This is a genomic window from Polyangiaceae bacterium (genome assembly GCA_016715885.1).
Classification (GTDB): domain Bacteria; phylum Myxococcota_A; class Polyangia; order Polyangiales; family Polyangiaceae; genus Polyangium.
The window spans coordinates 69,059-94,911 of record JADJXL010000003.1 but is presented as its reverse complement, the minus strand read 5'-3'; the positions used below and the strand labels follow the sequence as shown (position 1 = coordinate 94,911).

The following is a 25,853-nucleotide window of genomic DNA, read 5'->3' as shown; positions in this document are numbered from 1 at the left end:
AAGCATGAGCACTGAAGATCCCAAGCCCGAAGCAGCTCCCGCGGGTGGTCCCGGATGGGTCGACCCTGAAATACAAAAGCAAGTCGAATGGCGCGATGGCGACATCATTTGTTCGGTGCCCGGAAAGAGCGGCACGACGTGGACGATGAACATCGTGCATCAGCTTCGAAGCGGGGGCGATCCCGATTTCAAGGACGTTTACATCGAGGTTCCGTGGCTCGAGTTCGTTCACGGGCCCAATGACACGCGCGAGCATCGATTGGAGCGTTTTCGGTCCATGACGACGTCGCGCCGTCGAGCTTTCAAGACGCATTCGGCGCCTCCCATGATACCGTACGTCGAGCCTGGGCCGAACGTGCCGGATGTCAAGTATGTCGTCGTGCTGCGCAATCCGGAAGAAGCCGCCGTATCGCTGAAGCCGTTCATCGAGGGGCACAGCCAAGCGTTCTTCGATCACTGGAATTTTCCGAAGAGCAACCTGACGCGCGCGACTTTTGCCGAGTTTTACCGCGAAGTGCTGGGCAACATGCCGGTGTCGGACATGTTTTTTGGATTCCTCGCCAATTGGTGGCCCTTGCGAAACAAGCCCAACGTTCGAATCATTCATTTTTCGGAGCTCAAAAAGAACCCGCACAAGATCATTCCTCAATTGGCCAAGTTCTTGGGCTTTTCGCCCACGGAAGAACAATGGCCACGAATACTCGAATACTGCTCGTTCGAGTGGATGAAAAAGCACCAGGAGAAATTCGAGATACAACATGTCCTTGGATTTCCAGCGCTCGACAGCGGAGCGATGGTGCGCAAGGGCGCCGTTGGAGCCGCAAAAGAGGACGGAATGACGGAAGAGATCTCGCGTGAGATTCGGGCGATGGGTGAGAAGGTCATCAAGAATCCGCGCCTACTGCAATGGTTTTACGAAGGTGGACCTCTGCCCGAGGAATGACGAGTTCCATAGCTACGCGGTAACGTTTTTTCTCGCGTTGCCGGCTGCCATTCTGTTAAGATGGGCCCATGCCGCGCTTTTCCCCCCTTGGGCCCATCGACGCGTTTCCCCCCGGCGGCCACACGGCCAAAATCGAAAAGCATCAGCTCGCCGTGCTTCGTACGCAGCACGGCGACGTTCATGTCGTCGACAATCGCTGCCCGCACGAAGGCTATCCGCTCGCGCAGGGTAAGCTCGACGGTTGCGTCCTGACGTGCGCTTGGCACAATTGGAAATTCGACGTCACCGATGGCCATTCGGTGCTCGGCGGCGAGGGAGTGCGGGTGTTTCCTTGTCGAATTCGGGAAGGCATTCTCGAAGTGGACCTCGAAGAACCCGATCCGAAAAAGCTGATTGCGGGCTACGAGCAAAGCTTGCGCGAGGGCTTTTTCAAGCGCGACAACGGGCGCATCTTTCGCGACGGTTTGCGCCTGCTGCAAGTCGGCGTGTCGCCTCGCGAATTGCTGCTCCAGGCGATTCGGTACGACGCAATTCATGCGGAATACGGTACGACGCATGTGCTGCCGATGGCTGCCGATGCGTGCAGGCAATTCGAGTGGTTTTCCGGGCTCGACGTCATGCATCCGATAGCCCATGTCCTCGATTTGTGCGGCGAATCCAACGTGCAAATGCCGCCCCGCTCGATTCCGCAGCCCATTTCGACGGGTACGGGAGAAGATGTCGTTCGGGCGATCGAAGCCGAGGACCTCGAACGGGCGGAAGGCATCGTGCGGGGAGCGATATTGTCCGGGGTTTCTCGTGCCGATATCGAAGACTGGCTTTATGATGCATGTGGCGATCACTTCTTGGATTTTGGCCACCCGCTGATTTACATCGTCAAAGCGCAAGAGTTTTTCGCGGAACTACCCAATGTCGATCGCGAAGTGCTCGCCGACATCTACGGAGCAATGGTGTATTCGATCGGCGTTGGCACGCGCGAAGATACGCTGCCGTACATGCGATCGTACTTCAAGCGTTTCGATGCAATCGAAGCCGAGCTTCGTTCCGCATTCGACAAACCACGCCATGACGCACCTTTTGATGCCGAACGATTTCGCAAAGCTGCTTTGGAAGGTTCGGTCGACGAAGCGTGTGAGGCATTGTTTTCAGCGCTCTTGGCTGGTGTTTCACCCGAGCGTGTTGCCGTGGCATTGGTTGGCGCAGCATCGGAACGTCTCTTCCGATTCGACTTGGACGTCGAACGCAGCTTGACCGTTGCGGAGAATTGGCTTTGGGCGACGCATCGATTCACATTTGCCAGCGCCGTGCGAAATGGGATTCTTCGGTGGCGAAAGCCAAAGTCGCTACGTTTGTTGATGCAAACCCTTGCGTTTACGCATTCTGGGCGAAAAATGGATGCACCGCCCGAGCGTCGACCGGATACCGCAGCCGAAATGGCCACCATCGACGAAATCGCAGCGTCGCTCGAAAGCAAAGATGGCGACCGAGCCGTGCGGCGCGTCGTGGGTTATTTGTCGACGAACGCGCCCATTGCAGACTTGCGTCGCGCCGTGTTTCGATACTGCACTCGCGATCCATTCGTGCGTCCGATTTACGTTGCGCATGCGGTCAAGGTTGCTGCTGCGGCTTTCGAGGAATACGAAGCGAACGGTGATCGCACGTCATTGCTCGGTGCCGTGCGATTTCTGGCGTCGCCCGTGGTGCGTGAGCGGCGGGTAGATCGTAGCGTTGCGCAATCCATTCGTTGGGTCGCGGAAGGGATCACTCCGAAAAAGCTGACCCAGTGAACCACCATTTCACCGCTGTAGACAACCGGTTGGCGCGCCCAAATCAACACCTCCACATTCCCTTGGCCCCGCCGTTCGCTGCCTTTGCTTTGCCGAGGTGCCACCAGTTGCCGCCTTTGCGTTCATTCGGTGCCGTCCACCGCCACCGTTTCATTCCGCAGGCCGTGCCATTCGCTACCTCGACGCTTTTCCGGTGCCGCACGTCGTCGCCTTTCCATGCCATCGGTGCCGCACGTCGTCGCCTTTGTATGCATGAGGCACCGACTGCTGCCAGCGTTCCGTTCATGAGGCGCCAACCGCCGCCACCATGACGTTACAAAGGCCCCGCCCGTCGCCGCCTTCACCTCCTTGCGGCCAGGCGCGTCGTTGCCGTTCCAGTCGTCGGGCGTCGTTCGATGCCGCCTCCAAAAATTTTGCGTGCACCTTGAACATCTTTGACGTCGCTGCAACTCATACCATTGCTACCCAGGCACGGAGCCGGGCAGGAAAAAGGAGCGACGTCATGAGTCAGCTATCATTTGCCTACGTTCCACAAGCGGGCTTTTCCTCATTCGGTGCCACACTGTCCTCGAATCCATGGGCGCTCGTGGATGCCTCCGCATATGACGACCCGGCCAAACCTTTGTGGGATGCGCCCATGCTCGTCGTCATCAAAGTTCGTATGAAACGCTCCGTGCACGGGTTGCTCGTCGCAATCGCAGGAGCCGGCGGTGCCAAAGGCTGCGATCGCGTGTGGGATGGTTGTCAAAAGCAACTCAATGGCATGCTCGGAGTATTCGCAGCTTCCAATGACTCGGTGAAACGAGATGCAGCAACGCGGCTTCAAAAAACATTGCTCCTCGGCGCGGGTGAAGGCCAAACGCAATTACGTTATCAAGAGGAAGTCGACTTCGGTCGCAAACAGGTGGCTCTGGTCAGTCACGGTCAAGGTGCAGCGGACGTCGCGCTGCTGGGATTGTCGCCCATGATGACCGAAATTGCCGCCGCCACCGAAGCGCTCGCCGCGGTGATTGGTCACGGCACGACGACGGCTCCGCCGCATATGCGGCGGGCCAAAGCGACGGCCGCATGCTCCATGACGTTTGGCTGGGCCGCCGAATCGCTCGAATGGATCATTGAACACGGAGGCAATGCGCCCGAACGAGAAATCGCTATGGCAATGCATGCGTCGCTGAAAGATTTGGTCGAGCGGTACGCGGTCCTGGCAAAACCCACGCAATCGACCGAAGCGCCCCCGCCAAGCGTCCATTGAGGCCTGCCCCGTTCCAAAAAGTGGTTGATACCTCTTCTAACACCTTTCCTGCTGACAAGAACTAAACTCGCGTCGACTTCATGCTTTATGATGCCAACGTCGACGGTCAGCGCGAAAATCCTGCGGACACGCTCACCTGACTCCATACAGCGAACCGAATGCCCTCTCGCCGTGGCACATGTGCCAGGAATGGCGAACCGAATGCACCATTGTCATGGTTCGTCAGCGCGGAGCGCCAATTCCAACGCCACTTTTCCGCTAATGGCACAATTTTGTCGGGCACGAACGGCGTCGGCGCGCCCCTTGCAATGGGCGGCGCCGAGTCTGCAACGGTGACGATATAGCGGAGTTCCATACTCCACACACCGTTTGCAGTCGCAATGGCGCGCTTTGTTACGCTCTCCGTCGAGACGTCGCGAATGCGTGCACGAACATCCACACCCGTGAGCTTTTACAAGCTTGAACACGAGGTTTTCACAATGAAAAGCAAATACATCGTCGCAACAGTAACGTCCGTGATGGCCCTCCTTGCGGGCTGCTCCGACAAACCCCCGCGCCCGCCGAACGACAATACCGGCGGCTCGGGCGGCAATGGCGGCTGCACCACGCTCGATCTCTCGCTTACCCAAATCTATCGCTACACCGACGCACATTTTGCCATTCAAGCCAATGCGGCACCCGGTGCAGAAGATGCCTACCAAACGCTCGCCGTCCTCGAGCTCTACAATGAATGGTCTTCGCCCAGCTTGCCTCCGCTCGCCACGGGCAATTTCGATTTGACCGCAGCCCCGAACGACAATTACGGGACGTGCCAGCATTGCGTCACGGTCATTACGCCGGATTCGAGCGAAATACCCACACGTACGTTCTTCCAAACCGGCGGATCCATCGATCTTACCAAGCTCGATCCGGACGATTCGGCCGTCGCGGCGGGCAAACTGACCGATGTCACGCTTTCCGAGGTGCAAAGAAAGGCGGATGGAACGTGGGAGGCCGTGCCGGGCGGCAGTTGTTACGTGATTCCTTCATGGTCCTTCGATACGACGCCCGTCGATGGCATTCCTTGCGAAAAGGCCGAAGACTGCGGCAATACGGCGCGCCAGGTTTGCTCGCCAAAAACGAAGACGTGCACACCCTACGAATGCCTCTTCACATTCGATGTGTTGTGCCCGGAAGGCGAAATGTGCGTGGCTCAAGTGCCCAGCGAAAACTCGATTGGTGCGTGTTACAAAGCCTGCACGCCGCTCGCTTCGGGCGAATGTGATGCGGGCTCCGAATGCATTGCGATCGATCCCGTGCAGAAATATGGTGTTTGTCGACCCGTGGGCGAAGGCAAACTCGGTGAAACGTGCGACGAGCCGGATATCTCCACCGGATGCGAAGCCGGCAATTTGTGCACGGGTGTGCCCGCCGAATGCCAAAAGACGTGCGCGTTTCTCACGCCAAACCCAGGATGCCCCGACGGAAGCGTTTGCAGCTTGTCCAATGTGTGCCTTCCGCCCGAGAGCGGCGATCCTGCCCCCATTGGCGGCGAATGTCAACCAAGCTGGGTGCCTTATCGCGGCTGCGGTGCCGACGGCGATGCATTCCGCGGCCTGTGCTTGGCGCTTTATCCGGAAGACACCGTCGAGCAATGCCATCGCATGTGTCGCATGGCCGATGCCGATTGCCCGACGGGTGAATATTGCGCCGGCATTTTCTCGAATACCAACGTCGGCATGTGCTGGAAAATTCCCGTTTGCGGCGACGGCGTGCTCGACCCGCTCAACGAGGTATGTGACGATGGCAATGCCGTCTCCGGCGATGGCTGCGGAGGCGACTGCAAAGTGGCCGAATTCGACGTACTCTGCAAAGCCGCCGAACCGCTCCCGCTCGATAAGGACATCCAAAGCACGACGGAAGGCGCACCCACGGGTTATGGGGGTAGCTGCGAGACCTATATCGTCGTGCCTTCGAAGACCTTCAACGTCGACGTGCCAGGACCCGGGCGATTGTCGCTCGACCTGGCATCGAATTCGAGTGCCGACTTGGATTTGCTCGTCGTTGGCGATTGCGCCGATCCGAACGGCAGCGAGCTTGCTTGCAAGAGCAGTGGTATATCTCCCGAAAAGCTGGACCTCGATTTTGCCGAAAAGCCGAACGGTCCCGTAATGGTCGTCGTTCGAGGAAACACGATTCCGGACGTCGGTCCATTCACGCTGCGTGCGTCATTCACGCCTGCGATTTGCGGTGATGGCATTGCCGTCGGTCCCGAGGTTTGTGACGATGGCAATACGATGCAGGGCGACGGATTTTGCTCGGCAGATTGCCTCAGCCCCGATTGGCCTGCCGTTTGCGGAAACCGCGAAGTGCTTTCGACGTCATCGCCCAATGTTGGCAACACCGCGAGCGCTCCGAATGTGAACAATGCCGACGGGTATTGCACGTACGAAACCGGTGGCGAGGTCATGTATCGGTTTGTCGCGCCAAAGGACGGCACGTTGAAGCTGCACGTGAAAGAGACGGATGCGAATTTTGCGCTCTACGTGCTCGATGCTTGTGGAGCAGCGACCGAAGGGACGCTTTTGTCGTGCGCAAATACGGGCTGGCCCCCGGAAAGTACCGAAAACCTCGAGGTGTCTCTCGTTGCGGGCAAAGAGGTGACGGTCGTCGTCGACACGGTTGTGCCGAGCTCGGGCGGTGCATTCAGCCTCGATGCGACGTTCGAATAAGCGTCGAGTACGCGGCCGCCGGGTGGATCGCGGCGTTGCGTCATCCATCCGGCGGGTAGCGGCAGGTATATCTCCGGGAGCCGACCGAATGAGCGGTCACGTCGCAGCGTCGCCAATCCATTGCGAAGCGACCGAGAGCAATCTCGCATTGTCGGGAGCATTCGACAGGAACGTATTCTGCCAGTGTTTGTCGCCCAATCGTCGAGCCATTTCGTACAGCCGCTTTCGCGCTTCTGCAATTCGTTTCCGACCTTCGGCTTCTTGCCCCGCCGCCCGCAGCGCGAGTGCGTACACGAGACGAATGAGCGGTTCGCCTTCTTCGATTCCACCGAGTCGATCCAGGGTCGTAAAGGATTCCGTGGCGGACTTCAGGGCGGCCTCGAATTGACCGCGGTTGATTTGCAGGCTCGCGTAAAATGCAAGCGCATGCGCGTGACGCCCCGGCAAGTCCACGCTTGCGTCAACCGCCCTTTTCGTAAGGGAAAGCGCGGTGTCCGTATCCGATTGAAGCTTGCGCACACGTGCCACCGCGAGCAAGCACGCGCTCTCGATGTCGGGGTTGGGATGCATTTTCGTTTTTTCACCCGCGACCGCCAATTCGATACCTTCTTTCAATCGACCGAGCAGTGCAAATGTATATCCGAGCGATGCTTTGACGGCGGGAACGAAATCGAGCGCCATGGGTTCGGCCACGCCGAGCACCGTTTGCAAAATGGATGCAGCGTTTTCCGTGGCCCCGAGCGCCAGGTACGCGAGTCCCAAATCGAATTGCGTCTGACAAACCAAACGCATGTCTCTCGCAGCCGTGAATCCATCGATGGCCGTTTCGAGCCGCCGCACGTGCGTCACCGGATCTCCTTCGTGCAGCGCGATTTCCGCACGCACGACGTCGAGCCACGCACCAGCTTCCGGCGCGAGGTTCTTTTGGCGCTCGGCATACCGGCGCGCGCCGCGAGCCAATTGCACGGCCAATCGAGGAACCCCGGCGCGCAGCACGTAACGCGCCAAGCGACTGGCGCTTGCCACGAATGCGCCGGGTAGCGATATGTCGCCCTCTTCCTCGAGCGATTTCAGCTCGTCGGCCCGCGCGAGCAAGCGTTCTTTTCGCCCGAATTGACCCTGCGCCACGACCACGCAATCGAATGCCAGGTGCCATTCTTGACTTCCACGAGCAAGCCTGGCGAGTGCTTCCTGCGCGGCTTTCATCGAATTGGTCAAGTCGCCTTGCCAACGCGAAGCAATGGCGCACGTCAAATAAAGCTTTCCTTGCAAGTCCGGCGCTACGCTCGGCAGTGCAAGTGCTTGCTCGGCGTTACGGAGAGCGTCGGCCAACGCATTGACTTCGAGAGCTCGTTCGGCTTTTGCCAAGAGGTCCAATGCCGGTGCGGCGCCAGCTATGGCACGCGACGAATTGAGGATGTTTTGACGAGACCCGATGGAATTCACGTCATCGTCATCGTCGTCGTTTGCGACGCTGTCCATTTCGTCGCCATCGTCGCTGAACTCGTCATTGACGACGGGCAATTGCGTGAACGGGTTCAGTGGAATGATTTTGCTCTCCGGCTCTCCAAATAGTTCGATGGCCGGCACGGGTTGTGGGTGTCCGCCGGCGATTTGGAGGAGCGCGTCTCGCAATGCCAAAATCGTCGGAAAGCGATCGTCGATGTTTCGAGCGAGCGCTTTTTTGAAAATCGGCGCATATTGCTTGACGTTTTTCGGAGCGACCGCCTCGAATGGAATCGGCGAGCTCGTTGCGATGTTCGTCATGATCATGATGGGAACATCGTCGGCAAACGGCCTGGATCCAGAGAGCATTTCATAAAGGACGACCGCGATTGCCCAAACATCCACTCGAATGTCGGACGTGTGTCCTCGAACCTGCTCCGGAGACATGTAATGCGGCGTTCCGATGACCGCACCGAAATGCGTAATGGATTGCCCGTCCTTTACTGCCTTCGCGATGCCAAAATCAATCAATTTGGGCATGATTTCGCCGGACGTAGCCGTCGTGAGAATGATGTTGTCGGGTTTGACGTCGCGATGAACGATGCCGAGGGCATGTGCGGCGGACAAACCACCCATGATGGGAATGGCAAGACTGAGCGCCCGTTCGGGAGAAAGTGGCTTTCGTATTGTCAAAAGCTCGTTCAGGGTTTTTCCTGTGAGCAGCTCTTGCACCATGTAAAACGTGCCGTCGCGCCTGATGCCCATTTCGAGCACGTCGACCACGTTCGGGTGCCTCACGCGTGCCGTTGCTTGAGCTTCGCGTCGAAATCGCGCCACCGCAGTTTGATCCGCCACCAGATGCGGATGCAGCAACTTGAGCGCCACGGGCCTTTCGATGAGCATGTCCCAGGCTTCGAAAACCGTCGCCGTACCGCCCGTCGCGATGATGCTCTTCAGCGTGAACTTTCCCGCAACAACGGTGCCGGGTTGAAATTGTCCCGCGACAGGTCCGGGTGGCGGAAAGCTGTCGTTGACCCGCGGAAGACCGCTTGGGTGAATGATTTGCGGAGACGTCCCCAAGCCGCCGATTCGATCCTTGTCACTCACCGGGATGCCTCCTCCTCGCGCACGTCCCAGGCATCGTATCAGGCTCTCGTGTTCGTGGCGTAATTTTGGTCAACTCACGAGATACTCCGCCCACGTGGATGCGAGGCCCATGATCGTGTGCTGCGGATTCACGCCCAGGTTCGTCGGAATGGCCGAAGCATCGACCACGTAGAGCCCCTCCATGCCGTGCACTTTGCCGCGAGCATCGACGACGCCCTGACGCGGATCGGCACTCATGGGGCAACCGCCGAACAGATGCGACAAAATGCCGACATACGCGCGCGGATCGAGCGGGCCTTCTTCGATGAGTCGAATGTCGTCCGGACCGATCTTGAAGGGCAAACCATGCACGCCACATATGACGGCACGCGCACCTGCCTCGAAATGCATGCGCACGACGAAGGACAAACCTTTACGTAGTTTCCGCATGTCGGCTTCGTCGAGAATGTACTTGACGACAGGACCGCCAAAGAGCCCTGGTTTGACCGTACCAATCGATTCGGCACGAACGGCCGCGACCCACATGGTCAAGTGTCGGAATTCGCGAAAACGTCGCACGAGCTCGGTCCCACCACCGGGCATACGTCCTGCGACCATTTCGGGTGGAAGGGAAAGTGTTTCGAGCTTCAGCCCAGGGTCCGTTCGAAATGCAGTCGATGCCCAACCTTGTGTGGCGCCCAGGTTCTGATCGACGATATGGTCGTACACGCCAAACGCACCCGTTCCAGGATGCGCGCGGAAGAGCGTTCCGAGTGCTTTGCTACGAATGCCGCTATTGGCGAGCAGCACGGGTGATTGCGTCGCGGAAGCACCAATGAGAACGGCGCGGCGCGCTCGCACGGTGAAGCGAGCTCCAAACCTGCGGGTTTCGGGATCTCGAAAACGCCCCGTGACGCCGAATGCATGAGCGCCGTCGTGAAGAATGCGTTTCACGGGTGCGCAGGAAAGGACATACCCACCGCGTTCGAGCACCTCGGGCACGTAATTGAGGTTCGTGCTTTGTTTGCGTCCGCGGCGACAACCCTGCAAACACTGCCCCGACCCCTCGCAATCCTTCACATAACGCACCATGTAATGCGAGGACCAACCGAGTTTGTCCGCGGCGTCCATGGCCATGACGTTGGACAAGCCGCGCGCATCGGGGGGCACTTCGGTCGCGTAAAGCTCGCTCTCAATGCGATCCTGGTGTTGCCACACGCGTTTTTCGAGCTCGCGCGCTTCAATGCCGTACTCGCGCTCCCACCTTTCGAAGCAATCACCGGGCGTGCGCACCACGATTGCGCTGTTGGCGACCGTGCTGCCACCAACGCCGGACGTTTGCACGATCGGCCAAAGCGCGCGGCTCTGCGTAACGAGCGTGCCCCAATCGGGGAAGATGTCGCGCATCGTTCCGTACGTCGAATACGGGTAGTCCTCGGGCGCGCGCCATGGTCCGGATTCCACGATCGCAACGCGATATCCCGCTCGCGCAAGCACGACCGCTGCCGCAGCTCCACCCGCTCCACTGCCCACGACCACGAAGTCGACCTCCACGTCGAGCCCGCTTTGGTCGAGCGACGTGAACGTGACGTGGCGACCGTTTGACGTCGAACGATCGGTTGTCATGGCAAACTGCTTCGGAATCGTAGGATCGTTCGCGCTCATGCCCGCAGACCCTTCTTCACGGTGCCGTCACGCCCTCGCGCCCGCTCCTTTTGGCCGAGCTCGATGAGTTTGTCCGAAGAAACGACTCGCGGCGGGGCGACGAATCGCGGGATGAACGCTTCTGTCCGTCGCGTACCGGGATCCGGCGGGTAGGGCGGAAGGTTTACGAATGAACGAATTTCAGGGGACTGCGCCCAGAAGATTCCACCGATGAGCTTCAACATCATCGGCATCTGACGCACGAGGTACCACGGGTGCGACGTGAGCGCGTGTGCGTGTTGGTCGAGCTCCTCGGGCGTGAGTTGCGTCGCGAGCCACGGCCGTTTCAACGTGAACACGGGAGCGATTTGAAAGAAGAACGCCGCGGCGACGATCCCCATCCAAAACACCCACGTCGTTTCGCGCCGAAACGTGGCGATTTTCTCGTCCACGCCGAGGTCCGAAAGGCCCGGGAGATCATCGGTACGAGGGTAGTACGCGGTGAGGGCGAAGCGCACGAGCTCGTTCACGCGGTGCACCGTAGGGGGAGCGAGGGTCGGTAGGCAAGACAAAGAATGGTTCCCTTCGTGCACTTGCGCTACGCCTCCGCGCATGTCGCCGCTCGTCGAACCCTTCACGCGTCCTCGTGCTGCAAACGAACCTCCGCGCCTCGCCGTAGGCACGATGAATTTCGGTAAACGCACGAGTGAAGCGGAAAGCCTGAACATCGTGCACCGTGCGCTCGATCGCGGCGTCGTCCTGTTCGACACGGCCAACGCGTACGTCGATGGAGAGGCGGAGCGCGTCTTGGGTCGCGCACTTCGCGACAGGCGCGATCGAGCACTCGTCGCGACGAAGGTGGGCTTCGGTCGAATCGGCGGCAAACCCGAGGGACTGTCCAAGGCGCGGATCCTCGCCGCGATCGACGAGAGTTTGTCTCGGCTAGCCATGGATGTGGTCGACGTCTACTACCTGCACGTGCCCGATCATGCGACGCCGATCGAAGAATCTCTGCAAGCGATCGAGACGCTTCTCGCGTCGGGCAAGATTCGTTCGTGGGCCGTTTCGAACTACGCCTCGTGGCAGATCCTCGAGATGCTGCAGCTCGCCGAGCGCCACGGAATGCCGCGACCCGTGATGTCCCAAGTGCTCTACAACGTGCTCATTCGGCAGCTCGACATCGAGTACTTCCGCTTCGCGCGTTCGCACGGAGTTCATACGACCGTGTACAATCCGCTCGCGGGAGGGCTCCTCGCGGGCAAGTTCGCTTCGCCCGACGTGTCGCAGAAAGGTTCGCGTTTCGAGAAGAACACGCTCTACCAGAAGCGCTACTGGACGGCGCCGTTCTTCGAGCGCGTCGAAGCGTATCGACAAGTTGCCGTGACGGAGGGCATGTCGATCGTGGAGCTCGCGTATGCGTTCGTTGCGGGCACGGTTGGTGTCGACTCGATCCTCGTAGGGCCTGGATCGGTCGCGCAGCTCGATGGTGCGATCGACGCGTGCGCCAAGGTGATTTCGCCTGAAGGCCGCAAGCGGATCGACGAGCTGCACGTGGAGTTTCAGGGGACGAACGCGAGCTACGCGCGATGACGTCGCTCGTGCTGGATGACGCGGCGATCGATGTTCAGGCTGTGCTTGCCGAGCTTCGTGCAACTGGGTATGCGCGTCTCGGACGAGTGCTTTCGGACGAGGGCATCGAAGCGCTCAGGGGTCGAGCCGACGACATCATGCTCGGCCGCGTTTCCCACGAAGGTTTGTTCTTCCAGCACGACTCGGTCACGGGCAAGTACGAAGATCTCGTTCGCCGTCAGGGGTTTGTCGGACCATCACTTCAGTATCGGAAAATAGAAAAACTCGAAAAGGATCCGCTTTTTCGAGCCTATATTGGTAATGGCATATTCGAGCGTATTTTACGGGAGCTCGCGCCCGGGCCGATTACGCTTTATCGCGCGGTGCTTTTCAACAAGGCAGCGCGTGGTGGAACGGATTTGCCGTGGCATCAGGACGGGGGAATTTTTTGGGGGCTCGATCGTCCGCCGCTCGTGCAAATATGGACGACGCTCGATGATGCAACCGAGGCATCGGGGTGCGTCGAAGTGATCCCGGGTTCGCATTTGAAAGGTCTCGTCACGCCGCTCGGAGGCGTCGTTCAGCCGGAGTATGTAGCGGCTGCGTCGGTGGACGAGCATCGAATTTTCGTGCCTGCGCGCGCGGGCGAGGCGCTCCTGATAAACAACGAGCTGTGGCATCGTTCGGGGACGAATCGTACGGACGTACCTCGACGAGCGTTGACGGTTTGTTATTTGCGCGGCGAAACGCGTTGTGTGCGAACGAAGAGAAAGCCACGCGTGTTCGAACGGATTTTTTGATCTTGTGACGCTATGATCTTCCCATGAAAAAACTTCTTGGCTTGATGGGGTGTGCAAGTCTGCTCGTCGCGTGTGCGAACGAGGTGATCATCGAACCGAACGACGACAATGGTGGATCGAGCTCGAGTTCGTCCGGTACGAGCTCCTCCAGTTCGTCCAGTGGAAATACGGCGACATGCGTCCCGCAAGACGACGCGCCTGTTTCCTCCGAGCCCACGTGCGACGATCTCGACCGGCTGGTGGTCGTCAATCCATCCATCAGCAACGACACCGATGGCGACGGGAAGCTCGAATCAGGGGAGTCGGCGACGTTGACCGTGATGATGAAGGATGTTTCCGGTTTGGGATTCAATTGGTATCCGGGCGTGGAATTCGAATCGTCGCATCCTTCGATCGAGGTGGAACCGGATACTTGGTTTTACGCGATATTGCCTTGTACGGAGCAAGCTGCCACGGCCACGATCAAGGTGGGGCCGGATGTCTTTACATCGACGGAATACGCCATTTTTGCCCGCATTGCGATGCTCAATCACGAATGCCCGGGCACGTCTGCGCTCGGCATTCCGATGGTCGTGCATTGAAGCGTTGCGTCAGTGAAACCATTGCCCTGCGCCGCGATAGGTCTTGACGCGGGATTCGATTCGGTCGTTGCGCACGAGCAAGTATTCGCGAAAATGCGCCGCGAGCTCACCGGATTTTGCATGGCGAAATATCACGGGATGCCCGAGCGGTAGGTCGACTCCATCGGGTACGGACAGAGGTGTTTGTACTTCGCCTGCGCCTTCGAGGCTCAATAGAGACAATCCATCGGGCAGGTAAGGTACTGGCAGGCGGTCGGAGCCCGCTGCGCCCGATGCGATGAAGCCGCCTCCATGGCACGTGACGAAGCTTTTGGCGGGTTTGCGTGTGACTTGCAACGCGAAAAAAGCGCCCGGAGAAAGCGACAAGCCGTCGTAATGATCGAAAAGATGGCTATCGAGAAAGCCCGAACCCGCGGTGACTTCTGTGAGGGATGGGTCTGCCACGGAAAAGGAAACGCTGCCCGTGCCGCCGCCATTGAAAAGCGAAACCGACATCCCGCGCTTTTCCAGCTCGTGCAAAATGGAACTTCGCAGCGCAATGACGGTTTCACCCGCCATACGCTTGACCGCACGTTTCGCGGATCCTCCGAGGGGGCCGAGCGGCGCTTGATCCGGCACGCCCGCAATGTGCGCTTCATAGCCCAATAAGCCGGCGAACGCGAGGTGCCGGAATTGCGCAAGGGATTCGATGAAGTCGCCCACGGCTCGAGCGTCGTGGATGGGACTTCGCCGCACGCCCACGTGCAGGCGCCCACTCAAGGGCCTGAGCGATACGTCGATGTCCACGATGACGGGAATTACGGAACCAGCAGCTCGCGCTGCGGCATCGAGAACTTCGAGGTGTTCGGTTGCGTCCACGGAAATGGAGACGCGGGCTCCATCGCGATTGATCTCGGCCATCGTTCGTGCATCATTGGGATGCGCCGTTGGATACGCGACGAGAATGTCCCGAAAACCATGCTCGACAAGGTATTTCGCTTCCGCAGGACAATAGGCCATGAGCCCTCGAACGGCGCTTCCACCGCGTTCGACGATGTAACGAATGAGCTCGACGCAGCGAATCGACTTCGTTGCAACTCGTAACGTTTTTCCGGAACGTCGAACGGGGGCCAGGAGCGTGTCGACATTTTCGTCGACGGCATCGAGGTCCACGAATGCGAGCGGCAGCGACTCGTAGCGCAAAGCAGCTCGATAACGCTGGTAGCGGTTTTGAAGGTTTTCCATGCGTCTTTGGGGCGACCGACGGACCGAATGTCCCCTGAGTTGCTTGCCGTGTCCAGGTCCTTTTTGAACACGGGTCTGGGTTCGTACCCTCGCTTCGCGCGCGTGAGACGCGCGCTGCGCGAGCCTAGTTTACGATGGGGGGGCCGAGAGCTGCCCTCCCGGTGCTTTTGCTTCGCAAAAGCACGGGCAGGTCTCGGCCCCCCCATACCCCCCCAAAATCTCTTTCCAGCCTCGTCGAGCACCTGCTGTACGCCCTTGCCAGATGCGTGCTAACGTGCCTTCATGTCTTCTCCGCCTCGTGAAACCGACCTCGACGCCGTCCAAGTATTGGATCACATGGTCCGTCGCGCTGCCACGATGGGGGCGAGCGACATTCATATCGAGCCGAAACGAAATGGATTGAAGGTTCGTTTTCGAATTGATGGGGTCATGGTCAATCAGGCCGTGCTGCCAATCGAGCTTGGTTCGCCCGTCACGAACCGCATCAAAGTGCTGTCGCGTATGGACCTCACCGAACGGCGACTCCCGCAGGATGGCCAATTGTCGCTCGATTTGCAAGGAAGCCCCACGATTCACCTGCGCGTCTCGACATTTCCCGCGCTTTATGGAGAAAACGTGGTGCTGCGGCTCATGCTCGCGCATCAACTCATCGCAATCGACCGGCTCGGTATGGAACCCGCGGACGTCGTGCGAATCAAGCGATTGTCGAAGCGCCCCGCGGGGCTCATTCTGGTCGCAGGTCCCACGGGATCGGGCAAAACATCCACGCTATACGCCATTTTGCGCAACATCGACACGACGGAGCTGAGCGTCGTGACGCTCGAAGATCCCATCGAAGTCGAATTGCCGGAAATCGTGCAGGGACAAACCAACAACAAGCAAAACTTCACCTTTGCGACCGGGCTTCGAGCCATTCTGCGCCAAGATCCGGACGTCATTCTGGTGGGCGAAATGCGCGATCAGGAAACGGCTCACATCGCGCTCCAAGCAAGCTTGACCGGGCATCTGGTGCTCTCCACACTGCATACCGCCGATGCCGCCGATACCGTGACACGCCTCGTGGATCTCGGGGTCGAATCGTGGATCATGGCAAACGTGCTCCTCGCCGTGATCGCTCAACGCCTCGTGCGGCGAATTTGCGAGCATTGCGTCGAATCGTACCAGCTCGACGACCCCGTGCTCGATGATTCGGGGAAAACGCTTTTGGCGAAAGGTACGCTACTCAAACGTGGTGTAGGGTGCGTCAGGTGTCACCAAACGGGTTTTCTAGGACGCACGGGCATTTTTGAAGTGCTCGAGGTCGATGACGACCTGCGCGATATGCTGAAAACGCGACCTTCGAAGCGCGAGCTGCGCGAGCTCGCCATCTCGCGAGGTCTCGTGCCGCTTCGTCTGGCCGGCTTGAAACGCGTGATGGCGGGTGTGACCACGTTGGAGGAGGTCATGCGAGTGACCTAATCGAAGCGGATTATTGCTTTGAGCTGCAACTATCGTCGTGGGAAACGGCGCATCGATCCACGGACGAGCCCGATGCGCATCACGCAGCGGCGCGTGAGGTCGCGCTCGGTTGCGGCGCTCGAGGTCCGATGAACACGACGCGCACGCCCGTGGCGGGACCGAGCACGATGTTGCGACGGCTCGGTTTGACTTCGTCCTTTTCGGCGAGAACCAACCGATATCGAGAGAGTAAGGTCCCGAGGACGATCTTCATTTCGTAGGTGGCAAACGCGGCACCGAGGCACCGTCTCGCGCCGCCCCCAAAAGGCGTGTATTCGAAGGGGGAAAACTTTCGTTCGAGAAATCGTTCGGGCCTGAATCGTTCGGGCTCCGGGTAAATATCGGGTCGCGTGTGCAAGAGTGTGGTCGCGACGGCAATGCCCGTGCCCGCCGGCAATCGATACCCTTCGACTTCGAGCGGTCGGGCCAGTTGCCGCGGAACGTCGGGCACGATCGGATGCAGACGCAAAGTTTCGTGTACGACCGCGTCGAGATAGGGCAAACGCGCCAATGCGTCGGGTTCGGGATGAGCACCCAGCGCATCGATTTCAGCCATGGCTCGAGCCATGCAATCGGGGTTGCGCAGGAGCCAATATATGGCCCACGCCAGCGCAATTCCCGTCGTCTCGTGACCCGCAAAAAGCAATGTGAGCAGCTCGTCGTGCAGTTCATCGCTCGACATGGACGATCCGTCTTCATGCCGAGCGGCCAGCATGAGACTCAAAATGTCGGCCCCGGGCTCCTTCGAAAGGCGACGCGTTTCGATCTCGGCATGGAGCATTGCGCCGATTTCGTCTTTCGTTCGTTGAAATCGCGTCCACGGGCCATAGCCGAAAAAGGACCTTTGCAAGAACGGAAAGAAAAAGAGGACGGGATTGGAATCTTTCGCGAATTGGATGATTTGCTCGCGCACGGTCTTCACGCGAGCAGAACCCTGGATTCCAAATACGGCCCGAATGATGACCTCGAGCGAAATCGCCTGCGAGGTATCTTGAAATGCCATGGTTTTGCCAGGGGTCCAGCGAGCCGCGACGTCAAGCGCCGTATCGCGAATGATCTCGCCATAAGCACGCATGCGATCGCCATGGAACGGAGGCATGAGCAATTTTCGTTCGCGACGGTGGCGAGCGCCGGTGAGAAACAGCATCGAATTGGGGCCCATCATGGGCCTTACCGCATCTACCGCGAAAGGGACGAACGTGTCCGGATCGGCGCCGAAAATCGCTTGCGCGCCCGAGGGATTTCCAATCACCACGACCGTGCCGTTGACGACTCGGACCGTGAAGACGTCACCGTACGTTTCGCGCATGCGCGTGAGCCATCCGTAGGGATCGCGTGTGTAGTTGAAGGTTTGCAGAAGCGCGTTGCTAGGCCCGGGCGGAAGAGTGTCTCGTGAAAGCACGGCGGCATGGTGGGGGCCAATGAGAACGGAGTCAATGGGTGACGAAGTGTGATTGTGTACATTTTGCGTGCGAAGGGTTGGGACGGGTAGATTTGAATTACGTGCCTATGAAAACATTACGCTTTGTGGAGATCGCGCGTTTGGGGCTCGATCTTGACCACTGAGTTGATGTATGGGAGGAGGGGCCGAGCACTTCGCGAAGTTGTGATGGAGTAGTTGGGTCGCGAACGCGATGAGGACTGACAAATTGTTAGAAAAATGTGATTTGCATTTCTCTTTCTGGCTCTTGGGTGAAATGTGCATCCGGTGTTCGATTTTTTTTCGTGATGCGGGGCCGCTCGTGCCCCTACCTCATTGAGCCCAATTCATCGTGGAAGGGGCGCCTGTGCGAGACATGTACCAAAAAGCTGCCAAGGAACTTCTGGGGACGGACTGCGCGAAGGAGCTTCAGGTAAATCGCGCTGTGCTCATGCGTTACCGGGATGCGATGGCGGGGGTCGTCCGCTCGATGGGGGTCAACGGCGCGACCGTCGAAGATGTCGTTCACGACGCCTTCGAGACGGCATGTCGCAAGGCAGAGACGGATAGGCCGGATCCCAGGGATGAGGTTCGGTTTGGAGGGTGGCTATGCGCGCTCGCGAAGTATGCCGCCATGACGACGCGCAACGACAACGCGCGCAGTCGTGAGGTTTCTTCACCGACGGAAGAGCTCGAGGATGTAGCCGATTCGCATCGCGCTTACATTGGTCATTACGATGACAAGGTGGCGGCTTCGGTGGTTTTTGCCGGCCTGAGCGCCGATGACCGAGCGCTTCTCCATCAGCATTTTTATGAGGACAAGACGGTCCAGGAGCTTGCGATCGAGCAAGGCGTCCCATGGTCGACGATGAAGTCGCGCCTGGATGGTGTGCTTCATCGCGCGCGAACCATCATGGTCGACGACAGGACGCATCGTCGGCGTGGCGCTGGCGCTGTCATTCTCGCAGCGTTGGCGTTGTGTTTCCGGGAAACGTATGTCAAATTGCGGTCCTCGTGGACGTCCAAGCGCGCGGCTTTGCCGCTCGTCGCGGGCTTTGCGACGGGCGCGATGGTAGCGGCGGTGCTGGTCCACAAGCAGGTGGATTCGGTCAGATCCACGTACATCACCCAAAACATTGAGACGGGCGACAAGCGCTGCAGAACATGCTTCTTTCAGCGCAGCAGTTCGAGCCCCCGCAGCATGCAAGGGGTGCTTGAAATCGGCAGCAATGCCGATCCGTAAACCCGCCGCCAACACCGGTATTCACTATCGTTCTCGACCCATAACTCAATGGGCGGTCGCCAACTCGCTTTCGTCCACGGGTAAATCGAAAAAATCGATTCCGTAAGTCATTCGTCGTTCGCAGTGGTTCCGTATGGCGTGGTCCTCCTCGCTTGGGCAGCAGTTTTGCTACGCCATGCGGGCCCACTGGGAACGACGAAGATGTTTTACACTTCCAAACTCACGATTGCGGTGGCGTGTAAAGCAGCGAGCGTGGGTCGAGCGTCGCTGGACCGACGACTGCTTCGGGTCGCGGCTTGAATTCGAGCGTCACGGACTTGGACAATCGCACGACTGAGCCTGGCGAAATCGGCGCCTCGTAACCAGTTTCCACCACCTGACCGTCGACTTCCACTTGCTGCCGCGAAAGTGGACGCAATACGTAAGCGTCTCCCTTGCGCCGCAATTCGAAATGCCAACGACTCAAACGCTGTTCGAGCTGTTTGTCTCGAAGCGAAAGCACCACGTCGTTCGTCGGCATGCCTTCTTCGCCGCGAAATCGACCAAAACTGATGATGTCCTGCCGAGGCAATCGAAATGTATCGCCCGTTTCGCGTACCACCGCGAGCCCTGGCAACGAGAATTCGTCACGCCAATCGAAGCGAAACATGTGAATGGGATCGATGTACCCGCGAACCTGTACCGGCGGCAGCGGTGAAGCTCGAACGCGCACGTCATTCGGCGCCTCGCGCAGTGCCATCGCTGATATTCGCAATTCACCAGGCTCTGCCGTCGTCGCAATGCGCGCACAAAAGTTCACCGCATCGCCAGATACGATGACGCCATCGGTGAGCACTCCGCCGAAATGCACGCCAAGCCGCACGACGAGCTGATTTTCTCGATTGCGACTCTCGTTTTCACGTGACGCACGCTGAAGAAACGCGACAAACCCTCCAAGCGCTTTTTGCACGTCCGGGAAACACGTGAACGCCCCGTCTCCCGCCGTATCGACGACGCGCCCCTCGAACGGCCCAATCGCTTCGCTGAGCAAGTCGTGATGCAACTGCTGAAGTGCTCGACCCGCTTCATCGCCGAACCGCGCGAAATATGCCGTCGATCCCACGATGTCCGTAAACCCGAGCGCAAGCGGGCGCTCGAACCGCCGCGTGAGCACTTGCGAAATCTGCGTCTGCAGACGGATCATCTCCGTCAGGCTCATCGTCTCGAGGTCGACTTTCATCACTGTTGCCGAAGCACGTTACACCAAAATCTTTCAACCGTACAAGCTATCCGCCCACTTCCATCTCGCCAATTGAGTAATGTGAATCACGTTTGCCGTCCCCTTCGAGAAAACTACGCCAAGGCACCTTCGTGCGCTACTCTTTCTGCATGTCCGGCGGTTTGATGCTTTCTGATGGCAGCGGCGGCCCCGTTGCTCGTTGCAAGCACTGCGGTGTGCAGGCCGTTGGGCCTTGCGCTCAGTGCCGCGGGCCCGTTTGCGGCGACTGCTGCGTGCTCACGCAAGGCGGCGTAAAAGTATGGGCCATCTGCCTTTCTTGCAGCGATCGCAGCGGCACGTCGCTTCGTTCGGGCTGGTGGATGGTCATCCGATGGATTGCCGTGCCCATCGTGCTTCTTGCGCTCGTCGTCGTGCTGCTCGAAGTGTGGTCGCGGCGCTAGCGGTGCTGCATTTTCCATGATCCGGGTGCAGAACGAAGTTTGGCACGTGCGAGTTCGGCACACGAAAAATCACACTTGCATCGATCGAGCATGCCGAAGTATCATCGTAATCCTGCATGCGTGTCGCGTCGGATCCTTACTTTCGTTTGCCAGATCGAATTCCCATCGCTCCAGGGACGAGTCCGTTTCGTATGAAGGGCGATAGCTACAATGCGGCCATGTTGTTTTTGAACAGCCGCGTTCCTGGGGGATTTCCTGCGGTCGTCGGAGCCATGCCTCCCGACCTTCAGGCGTTCTTCAACCAGAGTTTTCGGCCGTCGGAATGGTACGATGTCGTGCCCAATCCATACATGCACACCATTGCGGCGAAGCTTCGCGGCATTGCCTTTCGCGAGCACATTCTGGACAACGGCTCGTGGCACGCCGATCACGCCATGCGCGGGCCGCTTCGAGCGTTGCTACGAGTCTTGTCGCACGAGAGTGTGGCGCTTTGGTTGCCTCGCATTTCGGCGACGTACCACGATTTTGGCAAGTGCGAAACGAAGCCCATTGGTGCGGGAAAAATTCGCGGCGTTCGCACCGGGATGCCCAGGCCGCTGGTCCCTTGGTACACCGTGCTTTCCTCTGCATTTTGCGAAAAAGCTCTCACGCTTGGCGGCGCGAAGAGTCCAAAAATGCTCTTCGGCAATGCCCAACCGGAAGGAACGCGCGGCGGACAAGATATTTATTCGCTACATTTCGAGATTAGTTGGGCGTGATCTCTCGAGCGACCGCCGGTGCTTGCATTTCTTCCACGATGGCGAGCGTCAGGCGTGCAGCGCGGGCGAGTTGTTCGAAGTCGAGTTTTTCGGGCGTATCAGTGGGACGATGGTAATCAGCGTGATCGCCTGTCGACAAGAAAATCGTCGGCACGTGAGGGCTGAAGGGAACGCTGTCGGACGCAAATCCAAGGCGCGTGAGCACGATTTCGGGAATACCAATGAGCGGCCTGTCTTCGCGTGCCGCGGCGCGATGCAAGAGCTCGTCGGTCTTGGGTTTGTCCCTGTTTCCAATGACGTACCCGATCGTTTCATCGGCTCGAGGGATGAAGAAACGCATCGGTGAGCCGTCGAGCATGGGGCGCCCGACCATGTCGAGGTTGATCATGAGCATGATCCTCGACAAGGGGACACTTGGCGCTTCGACATACGCTTTGGCCCCCAAAAGACCATTTTCTTCGGCGCCGAATGCCACGAATACCATGTCTGGCCCCGATTTGCGCATGGCAGAAAGTCGTGCGATTTCGAGCAGCGCGGCAACTCCCGAAGCATTGTCGTCGGCACCGGGAAAAACATCCGCGTCTTTTTCTCCTTGAGCATCGTAATGAGCTCCCACCAGCACCACGGGAGCGTTTGGATCTCCACTCCGTACAAGATGCGCAACGACGTTCTGATCGCGGATTTGATCGCGCTCGAATGGCAAACAATGGTCTGCCTCGGGAGGAGAAGACAAACCATACGAAGCGAAACGACCTGCGATCCAATTGGCGACTCGACGATTGCTTGGCGTTCCGGCTCCGCGTCCACCGAGCGCAGGATTGGCGAGGACATGCACGGACGCTTGCAGATTATTTCGAGAAACCTGCGCCGATAGCCTATCGAAATGGGCTGCTTGGAGTGGTGGCAAATCCCCCGCGAGCGCGCAAAGAGTGGGCTCTCGTTGTGGTAACGACGCAGATTCGTTCGTGGGCGATGGCGGCTTCGGCGGTCGAGGAGCCGCCGCGGGCACGCTCGGTCCACATCCGGACACGAGGATCCCGACGAGCATTGGCGCAATGAAGCCGCGGGCGAGTTGGAGACCCATCGGCGCAACCCTATCAACAAAACGCCTCCGCGGAAACGGGAATTTGATTCTCACTGCGGCGATATGGCCGCCGCAAGCGCTTTGGCGCTCGGTTCGACGATGGAAAGCACGGGTCCGGGATTCACACCGATCGCGAGAATGCAGATCGCCAGGCAAACGAGTATGCCCCATTCTGCCGTATCGAGATCCTTCATGGATGTGACGCGCGGCCGAGTCACCGGACCGAGAAACGCCTTCTCGAAGACCGTAAGCACGTAGGCTGCGCCGAGCACCGTCCCCAAAAGCGCCAGACCCAAAAGTACGAGATCCTTGCGGTACGCGGAGAGCAAGATGAGATGTTCTCCGACAAACCCGCTCGTACCGGGGAGCCCGATGCTCGCCAAACCAAAAAGAATGAACATGACGGCGGCTCGTGGGGCATGTCGCGCCACACCTCCAAGCGCGGACGTTTCCGACGAACCTACGCGCGTTTGCAAAAATCCGGTCAAGAAAAAAAGCCCCGTCGCGGACAAACCAAGGTTCAGCATGGCGAGCGCCGCGCCCGAAATGCCCTCCACGGAGCCCGTCGAAATTCCGAGAAGAATATAACCCACGTGACTCAAACACGAAAATGACAATAACCGCCGCAGGTTTGGCTGGACGAGCGCGATGAGGGCGCCGTAGACGATGCCCGTCGCGCCGATTGCGCCGAGAAGCCATGCGTATCGACCCGTCGCTTCGGGTACGAGCGGCACGATGAGTCGAATGACTCCATAAGATCCAAACTTCAGCCCTGTCATGACGACGCCGAGAGCAGCGGGGCATTCTCGGAGCATCGTGGGCATCCACGTGTGCAGAGGGACGAAGGGTCCTTTGACGGCCAACCCAATGAGAATGAGAAAAAATACCGTCGGACCCACCGCGGGTGGAACGTGCCTTTCACGCAGCACCATCCAATCGAATGTCAGCGAATCCGCGCTGCTTTCGCGACCGAGGACGGCGAGAAGCACGATGCCCAAAAGAAGCGGCCCGGAGGAGGCGAGCATCGTCAAGACAAACTTCATGGCGGCATATCGGCGCTCGGGTCCCACGCCCCAAAGGCTCACGACGAAAAATACGGGAACCAGGCTCGTTTCCCAAAAAATGAAGAATAGAATCAAATCGAGCGATGTAAAAATGCCCATCGCCGCAGCGGACAAACCCAAAATGCCGGCGAAAAATCCGCGTCCACTCGAATTTGAATCAAGAGGGGACACGACGAGGATGAGCAGCGTGAGCAGCGCCGTCACGCCCACGAAGAGCACGCTCACGCCATCGATTCCAAGGTGATAACTTGCTCCCAGCGTCGGAATCCACGGTTGTCTTTCGACGAGTTGCATGTCGGCCGTGCCCGGAATGAATCGGCTGAACACGAAAAGTGTGACGAGCAATTCCACGAGCGCGCCGGTCAACGCAGCTCTCCGCGCCGCGCGTGGATCACGGAGGAAGAGGACCACGAGCGCTGTGACGAGCGGAACGAACACGAGCGTCGAGAGCACGGGAAACCCGGCTTGGTCGATGGCAAAAATTTCACGAATTGGCGAGGGAGTCATCTTTATTGCGATCAGTGAACGTAGCCCTCCATGATGGAAACGGACGTAGGAGGTTTGGCATGGTCGAGTGCATTCGACACGCCACGAACGGACCCTTCGACGATGTCGAGTAATGGGTGCGAAAAGAGACCGAAGCCGACGATGATGGCGGTCATCGTGGCGGCTATGACCAATTCGGTTTTGTCGAGGTCGCGGATCGAGCGCACGGGTGTGAGGTTTGCCGGCGACGCCGTGGGGTTCGATGAAATGAACGTTCGCTGAAAGTAGCGCAGAAGGTACGCTGCACCCAAGAGGCCGCCAAATCCAATGGCCACGCCCATGATTGCTTGGTGTGCGCCGAGCGCGCCGATGACGACGAGATGCATCGGCTCGAATCCGCTCGTCCCCGGCATGCCAATCGTGGACAAACCAACGAGCAAAAAAGTGAGCGAAAGAAGGGGAGCATGTTGTGACAATCGGCCCGCTCCTGCCGTCCGTTCGATGGTTGTCGTGCCAAACCGCACATGCAAAAAACCTGCAACGAAGTAAAGCCCTGCCGAGCTGAAACCAATCGCCGTTGCAGCAAGAAGCGCTCCCATGAGCCCTTCGACATTGAGCGTCGATAGCCCCACGAGGACGATTCCAGCTTGCGCAAGACACGCAAAAGCGACCAATTGACGGAGGTTTGTCTGGACGAGCGCGAGCAGTCCGCCATAAACCATCGCGAGCACGCCCACGATGGCAAATGCTTCGTGGTAGCGATGCGCCGCCATGGGCAATAGCGGAAGGACGAACCGCAACAATGCGTAAACGCCGATTTTCGCGCCCACCAAAAAGACGCTCACGCCCACGACCGGGCCTTCTGCAACCACCGGAGGAAACCACCCGTGAAAAGGAAAAAGCGGAATGCGAATGGCAAATCCCAACGTGAACAACCAAAATGCAAGATATTGGCCCTCGGCGGGAATCGATGCGGACATGAGCGCATCGAGCGAAAATGAATGCACTCCGGCAGCTCGGACCAGCACGAGGGTTCCTGCGAGCACGAGCAGGATGCCCATGAGATTGATCGCCGCATATCGCAGCGCGACTTGATTCCGCCGCGCGCCGGGCGCGGTGCCCCATCGGCGTACCAAGAGCGTTCCGGGGATGAGCTCGAGCGCGATGAAGATCCAAAACAGAACCAAGTCGACAGCGACAAACCCGCCCATGAGCGTACCTTCGAGGCACAAAATGGCGGCAAGATAACGTTCGGGATTTTTTTTGGCTGCGACCAGCGAATGAAGAATGACGAGCGGTGCGAGTACCGCAGTGAGCGGTAGAAAAAGCACGCTGATTCCATCGACGCCCAAATGGTATGACAAACCCAAAAACAAAGGAATGCGTTCGACGAATTGCAGCGCCATCGTATGCCGTTCGAATTGCAGGAGGACGAGCAGCGTGAGGCTGAGCTCGATCGCGGCAATCGCGAGCGCCGTGCCATAGGCGTGCCGCGTCCGGTTCATGGTGCTCACGAGAAAAGCGCCGAAAAAGGGCAGCAGCACCAGAGCACTCAGAATGGGAAACGGTACCGCGTGTATGTACGGGAGCTCAATCATG

At 58.8% G+C, this 25,853-nt stretch carries 20 protein-coding genes; 11 read left to right on the top strand and 9 right to left on the bottom strand.

From position 1 onward, the window contains the following. Positions 1 to 4 precede the first annotated feature (4 nt). The 4 genes from IPM54_06910 to IPM54_06895 all read left to right on the top strand — a co-directional run bounded on the left by IPM54_06910 (position 5) and on the right by IPM54_06895 (position 6,693). Complete coding sequence (locus IPM54_06910) at positions 5 to 943, top strand: sulfotransferase domain-containing protein (protein MBK9259554.1); 939 nt, start codon at positions 5 to 7, stop codon at positions 941 to 943. Between the two features lie 68 nt (positions 944 to 1,011). Beyond that, positions 1,012 to 2,730 (top strand): Rieske (2Fe-2S) protein, encoded by a 1,719-nt coding sequence (locus IPM54_06905; protein MBK9259553.1) that lies wholly within the window; start codon positions 1,012 to 1,014, stop codon positions 2,728 to 2,730. A gap of 502 nt (positions 2,731 to 3,232) precedes the next feature. Beyond that, on the top strand, positions 3,233 to 3,982 hold the full coding sequence (locus tag IPM54_06900) for a hypothetical protein (GenBank protein MBK9259552.1): 750 nt from the start codon (positions 3,233 to 3,235) through the stop codon (positions 3,980 to 3,982). Positions 3,983 to 4,461: 479 nt separating this feature from the next. After that, positions 4,462 to 6,693 carry a hypothetical protein gene (locus IPM54_06895; protein MBK9259551.1) on the top strand — a complete coding sequence of 744 codons (2,232 nt, stop codon included), beginning with the start codon at positions 4,462 to 4,464 and terminating at the stop codon, positions 6,691 to 6,693. Between the two features lie 96 nt (positions 6,694 to 6,789). Here IPM54_06895 and IPM54_06890 read toward each other — a convergent pair whose 3' ends face one another. The 3 genes from IPM54_06890 to IPM54_06880 form a co-directional block, all read right to left on the bottom strand. Continuing rightward, positions 6,790 to 9,246: a protein kinase gene (locus IPM54_06890; GenBank protein MBK9259550.1), complete on the bottom strand. Its 2,457-nt coding sequence runs from the start codon at positions 9,244 to 9,246 to the stop codon at positions 6,790 to 6,792. Between the two features lie 69 nt (positions 9,247 to 9,315). Beyond that, positions 9,316 to 10,890, bottom strand: coding sequence for a GMC family oxidoreductase (locus tag IPM54_06885; GenBank protein MBK9259549.1), 1,575 nt, complete (start codon positions 10,888 to 10,890; stop codon positions 9,316 to 9,318). Next, positions 10,887 to 11,507 carry a hypothetical protein gene (locus tag IPM54_06880; GenBank protein MBK9259548.1) on the bottom strand — a complete coding sequence of 207 codons (621 nt, stop codon included), beginning with the start codon at positions 11,505 to 11,507 and terminating at the stop codon, positions 10,887 to 10,889. The genes IPM54_06885 and IPM54_06880 overlap by 4 nt, the downstream gene beginning before the upstream one ends. On the opposite strand from IPM54_06880, the gene IPM54_06875 reads away from it, so the two are divergent. Genes IPM54_06875 through IPM54_06865 form a run of 3 tightly spaced genes read left to right on the top strand, consistent with a single transcriptional unit; the run spans position 11,482 to position 13,819 of the window. After that, positions 11,482 to 12,459 carry an aldo/keto reductase gene (locus tag IPM54_06875; GenBank protein ID MBK9259547.1) on the top strand — a complete coding sequence of 326 codons (978 nt, stop codon included), beginning with the start codon at positions 11,482 to 11,484 and terminating at the stop codon, positions 12,457 to 12,459. The genes IPM54_06880 and IPM54_06875 overlap by 26 nt on opposite strands. After that, on the top strand, positions 12,456 to 13,238 hold the full coding sequence (locus tag IPM54_06870) for a phytanoyl-CoA dioxygenase family protein (GenBank protein ID MBK9259546.1): 783 nt from the start codon (positions 12,456 to 12,458) through the stop codon (positions 13,236 to 13,238). Before IPM54_06875 ends, IPM54_06870 begins: the two co-directional genes overlap by 4 nt. A gap of 23 nt (positions 13,239 to 13,261) precedes the next feature. Further along, a complete protein-coding gene (locus IPM54_06865) occupies positions 13,262 to 13,819 on the top strand; it encodes a hypothetical protein (GenBank protein ID MBK9259545.1) in 558 nt (185 codons plus the stop codon). Between the two features lie 9 nt (positions 13,820 to 13,828). Here the strand turns inward: IPM54_06865 and IPM54_06860 are convergent, their stop codons facing one another. After that, positions 13,829 to 15,043 (bottom strand): alanine racemase, encoded by a 1,215-nt coding sequence (locus IPM54_06860; protein MBK9259544.1) that lies wholly within the window; start codon positions 15,041 to 15,043, stop codon positions 13,829 to 13,831. 282 nt (positions 15,044 to 15,325) lie between these two features. Between IPM54_06860 and IPM54_06855 the strand changes: the two genes are divergently transcribed. Continuing rightward, on the top strand, positions 15,326 to 16,501 hold the full coding sequence (locus tag IPM54_06855; GenBank protein ID MBK9259543.1) for a type II/IV secretion system protein: 1,176 nt from the start codon (positions 15,326 to 15,328) through the stop codon (positions 16,499 to 16,501). A 79-nt stretch (positions 16,502 to 16,580) separates the two neighbouring features. Here the strand turns inward: IPM54_06855 and IPM54_06850 are convergent, their stop codons facing one another. Continuing rightward, positions 16,581 to 17,942, bottom strand: a complete 1,362-nt coding sequence (locus IPM54_06850) for a cytochrome P450 (GenBank protein ID MBK9259542.1) — start codon at positions 17,940 to 17,942, stop codon at positions 16,581 to 16,583. Between the two features lie 394 nt (positions 17,943 to 18,336). On the opposite strand from IPM54_06850, the gene IPM54_06845 reads away from it, so the two are divergent. Then, entirely contained in the window at positions 18,337 to 19,203 is an 867-nt protein-coding gene (locus IPM54_06845; protein ID MBK9259541.1) for a sigma-70 family RNA polymerase sigma factor, read from the top strand. A gap of 220 nt (positions 19,204 to 19,423) precedes the next feature. Here IPM54_06845 and IPM54_06840 read toward each other — a convergent pair whose 3' ends face one another. Beyond that, positions 19,424 to 20,422: an adenylate/guanylate cyclase domain-containing protein gene (locus IPM54_06840; protein ID MBK9259540.1), complete on the bottom strand. Its 999-nt coding sequence runs from the start codon at positions 20,420 to 20,422 to the stop codon at positions 19,424 to 19,426. 149 nt (positions 20,423 to 20,571) lie between these two features. Here IPM54_06840 and IPM54_06835 point away from each other — a divergent pair, with 149 nt between their 5' ends. Both IPM54_06835 and IPM54_06830 read left to right on the top strand, forming a co-directional pair. Then, positions 20,572 to 20,862 carry a hypothetical protein gene (locus IPM54_06835; GenBank protein MBK9259539.1) on the top strand — a complete coding sequence of 97 codons (291 nt, stop codon included), beginning with the start codon at positions 20,572 to 20,574 and terminating at the stop codon, positions 20,860 to 20,862. A 116-nt stretch (positions 20,863 to 20,978) separates the two neighbouring features. Then, the gene (locus tag IPM54_06830; protein MBK9259538.1) at positions 20,979 to 21,620 is read left to right on the top strand and encodes a hypothetical protein; all 642 of its coding nucleotides are present in this window, start codon (positions 20,979 to 20,981) and stop codon (positions 21,618 to 21,620) included. On the opposite strand, the gene IPM54_06825 is transcribed toward IPM54_06830, so the two are convergent. Genes IPM54_06825 through IPM54_06815 form a run of 3 tightly spaced genes read right to left on the bottom strand, consistent with a single transcriptional unit; the run spans position 21,607 to position 25,852 of the window. Then, positions 21,607 to 22,704: a M28 family peptidase gene (locus tag IPM54_06825; GenBank protein MBK9259537.1), complete on the bottom strand. Its 1,098-nt coding sequence runs from the start codon at positions 22,702 to 22,704 to the stop codon at positions 21,607 to 21,609. The two genes, IPM54_06830 and IPM54_06825, sit on opposite strands and share 14 nt — an antisense overlap. Before the next feature lie 50 nt (positions 22,705 to 22,754). Further along, a complete protein-coding gene (locus IPM54_06820; protein ID MBK9259536.1) occupies positions 22,755 to 24,275 on the bottom strand; it encodes an NADH-quinone oxidoreductase subunit M in 1,521 nt (506 codons plus the stop codon). 11 nt (positions 24,276 to 24,286) lie between these two features. After that, positions 24,287 to 25,852 (bottom strand): NADH-quinone oxidoreductase subunit M, encoded by a 1,566-nt coding sequence (locus IPM54_06815; GenBank protein ID MBK9259535.1) that lies wholly within the window; start codon positions 25,850 to 25,852, stop codon positions 24,287 to 24,289. Position 25,853 lies beyond the last annotated feature (1 nt).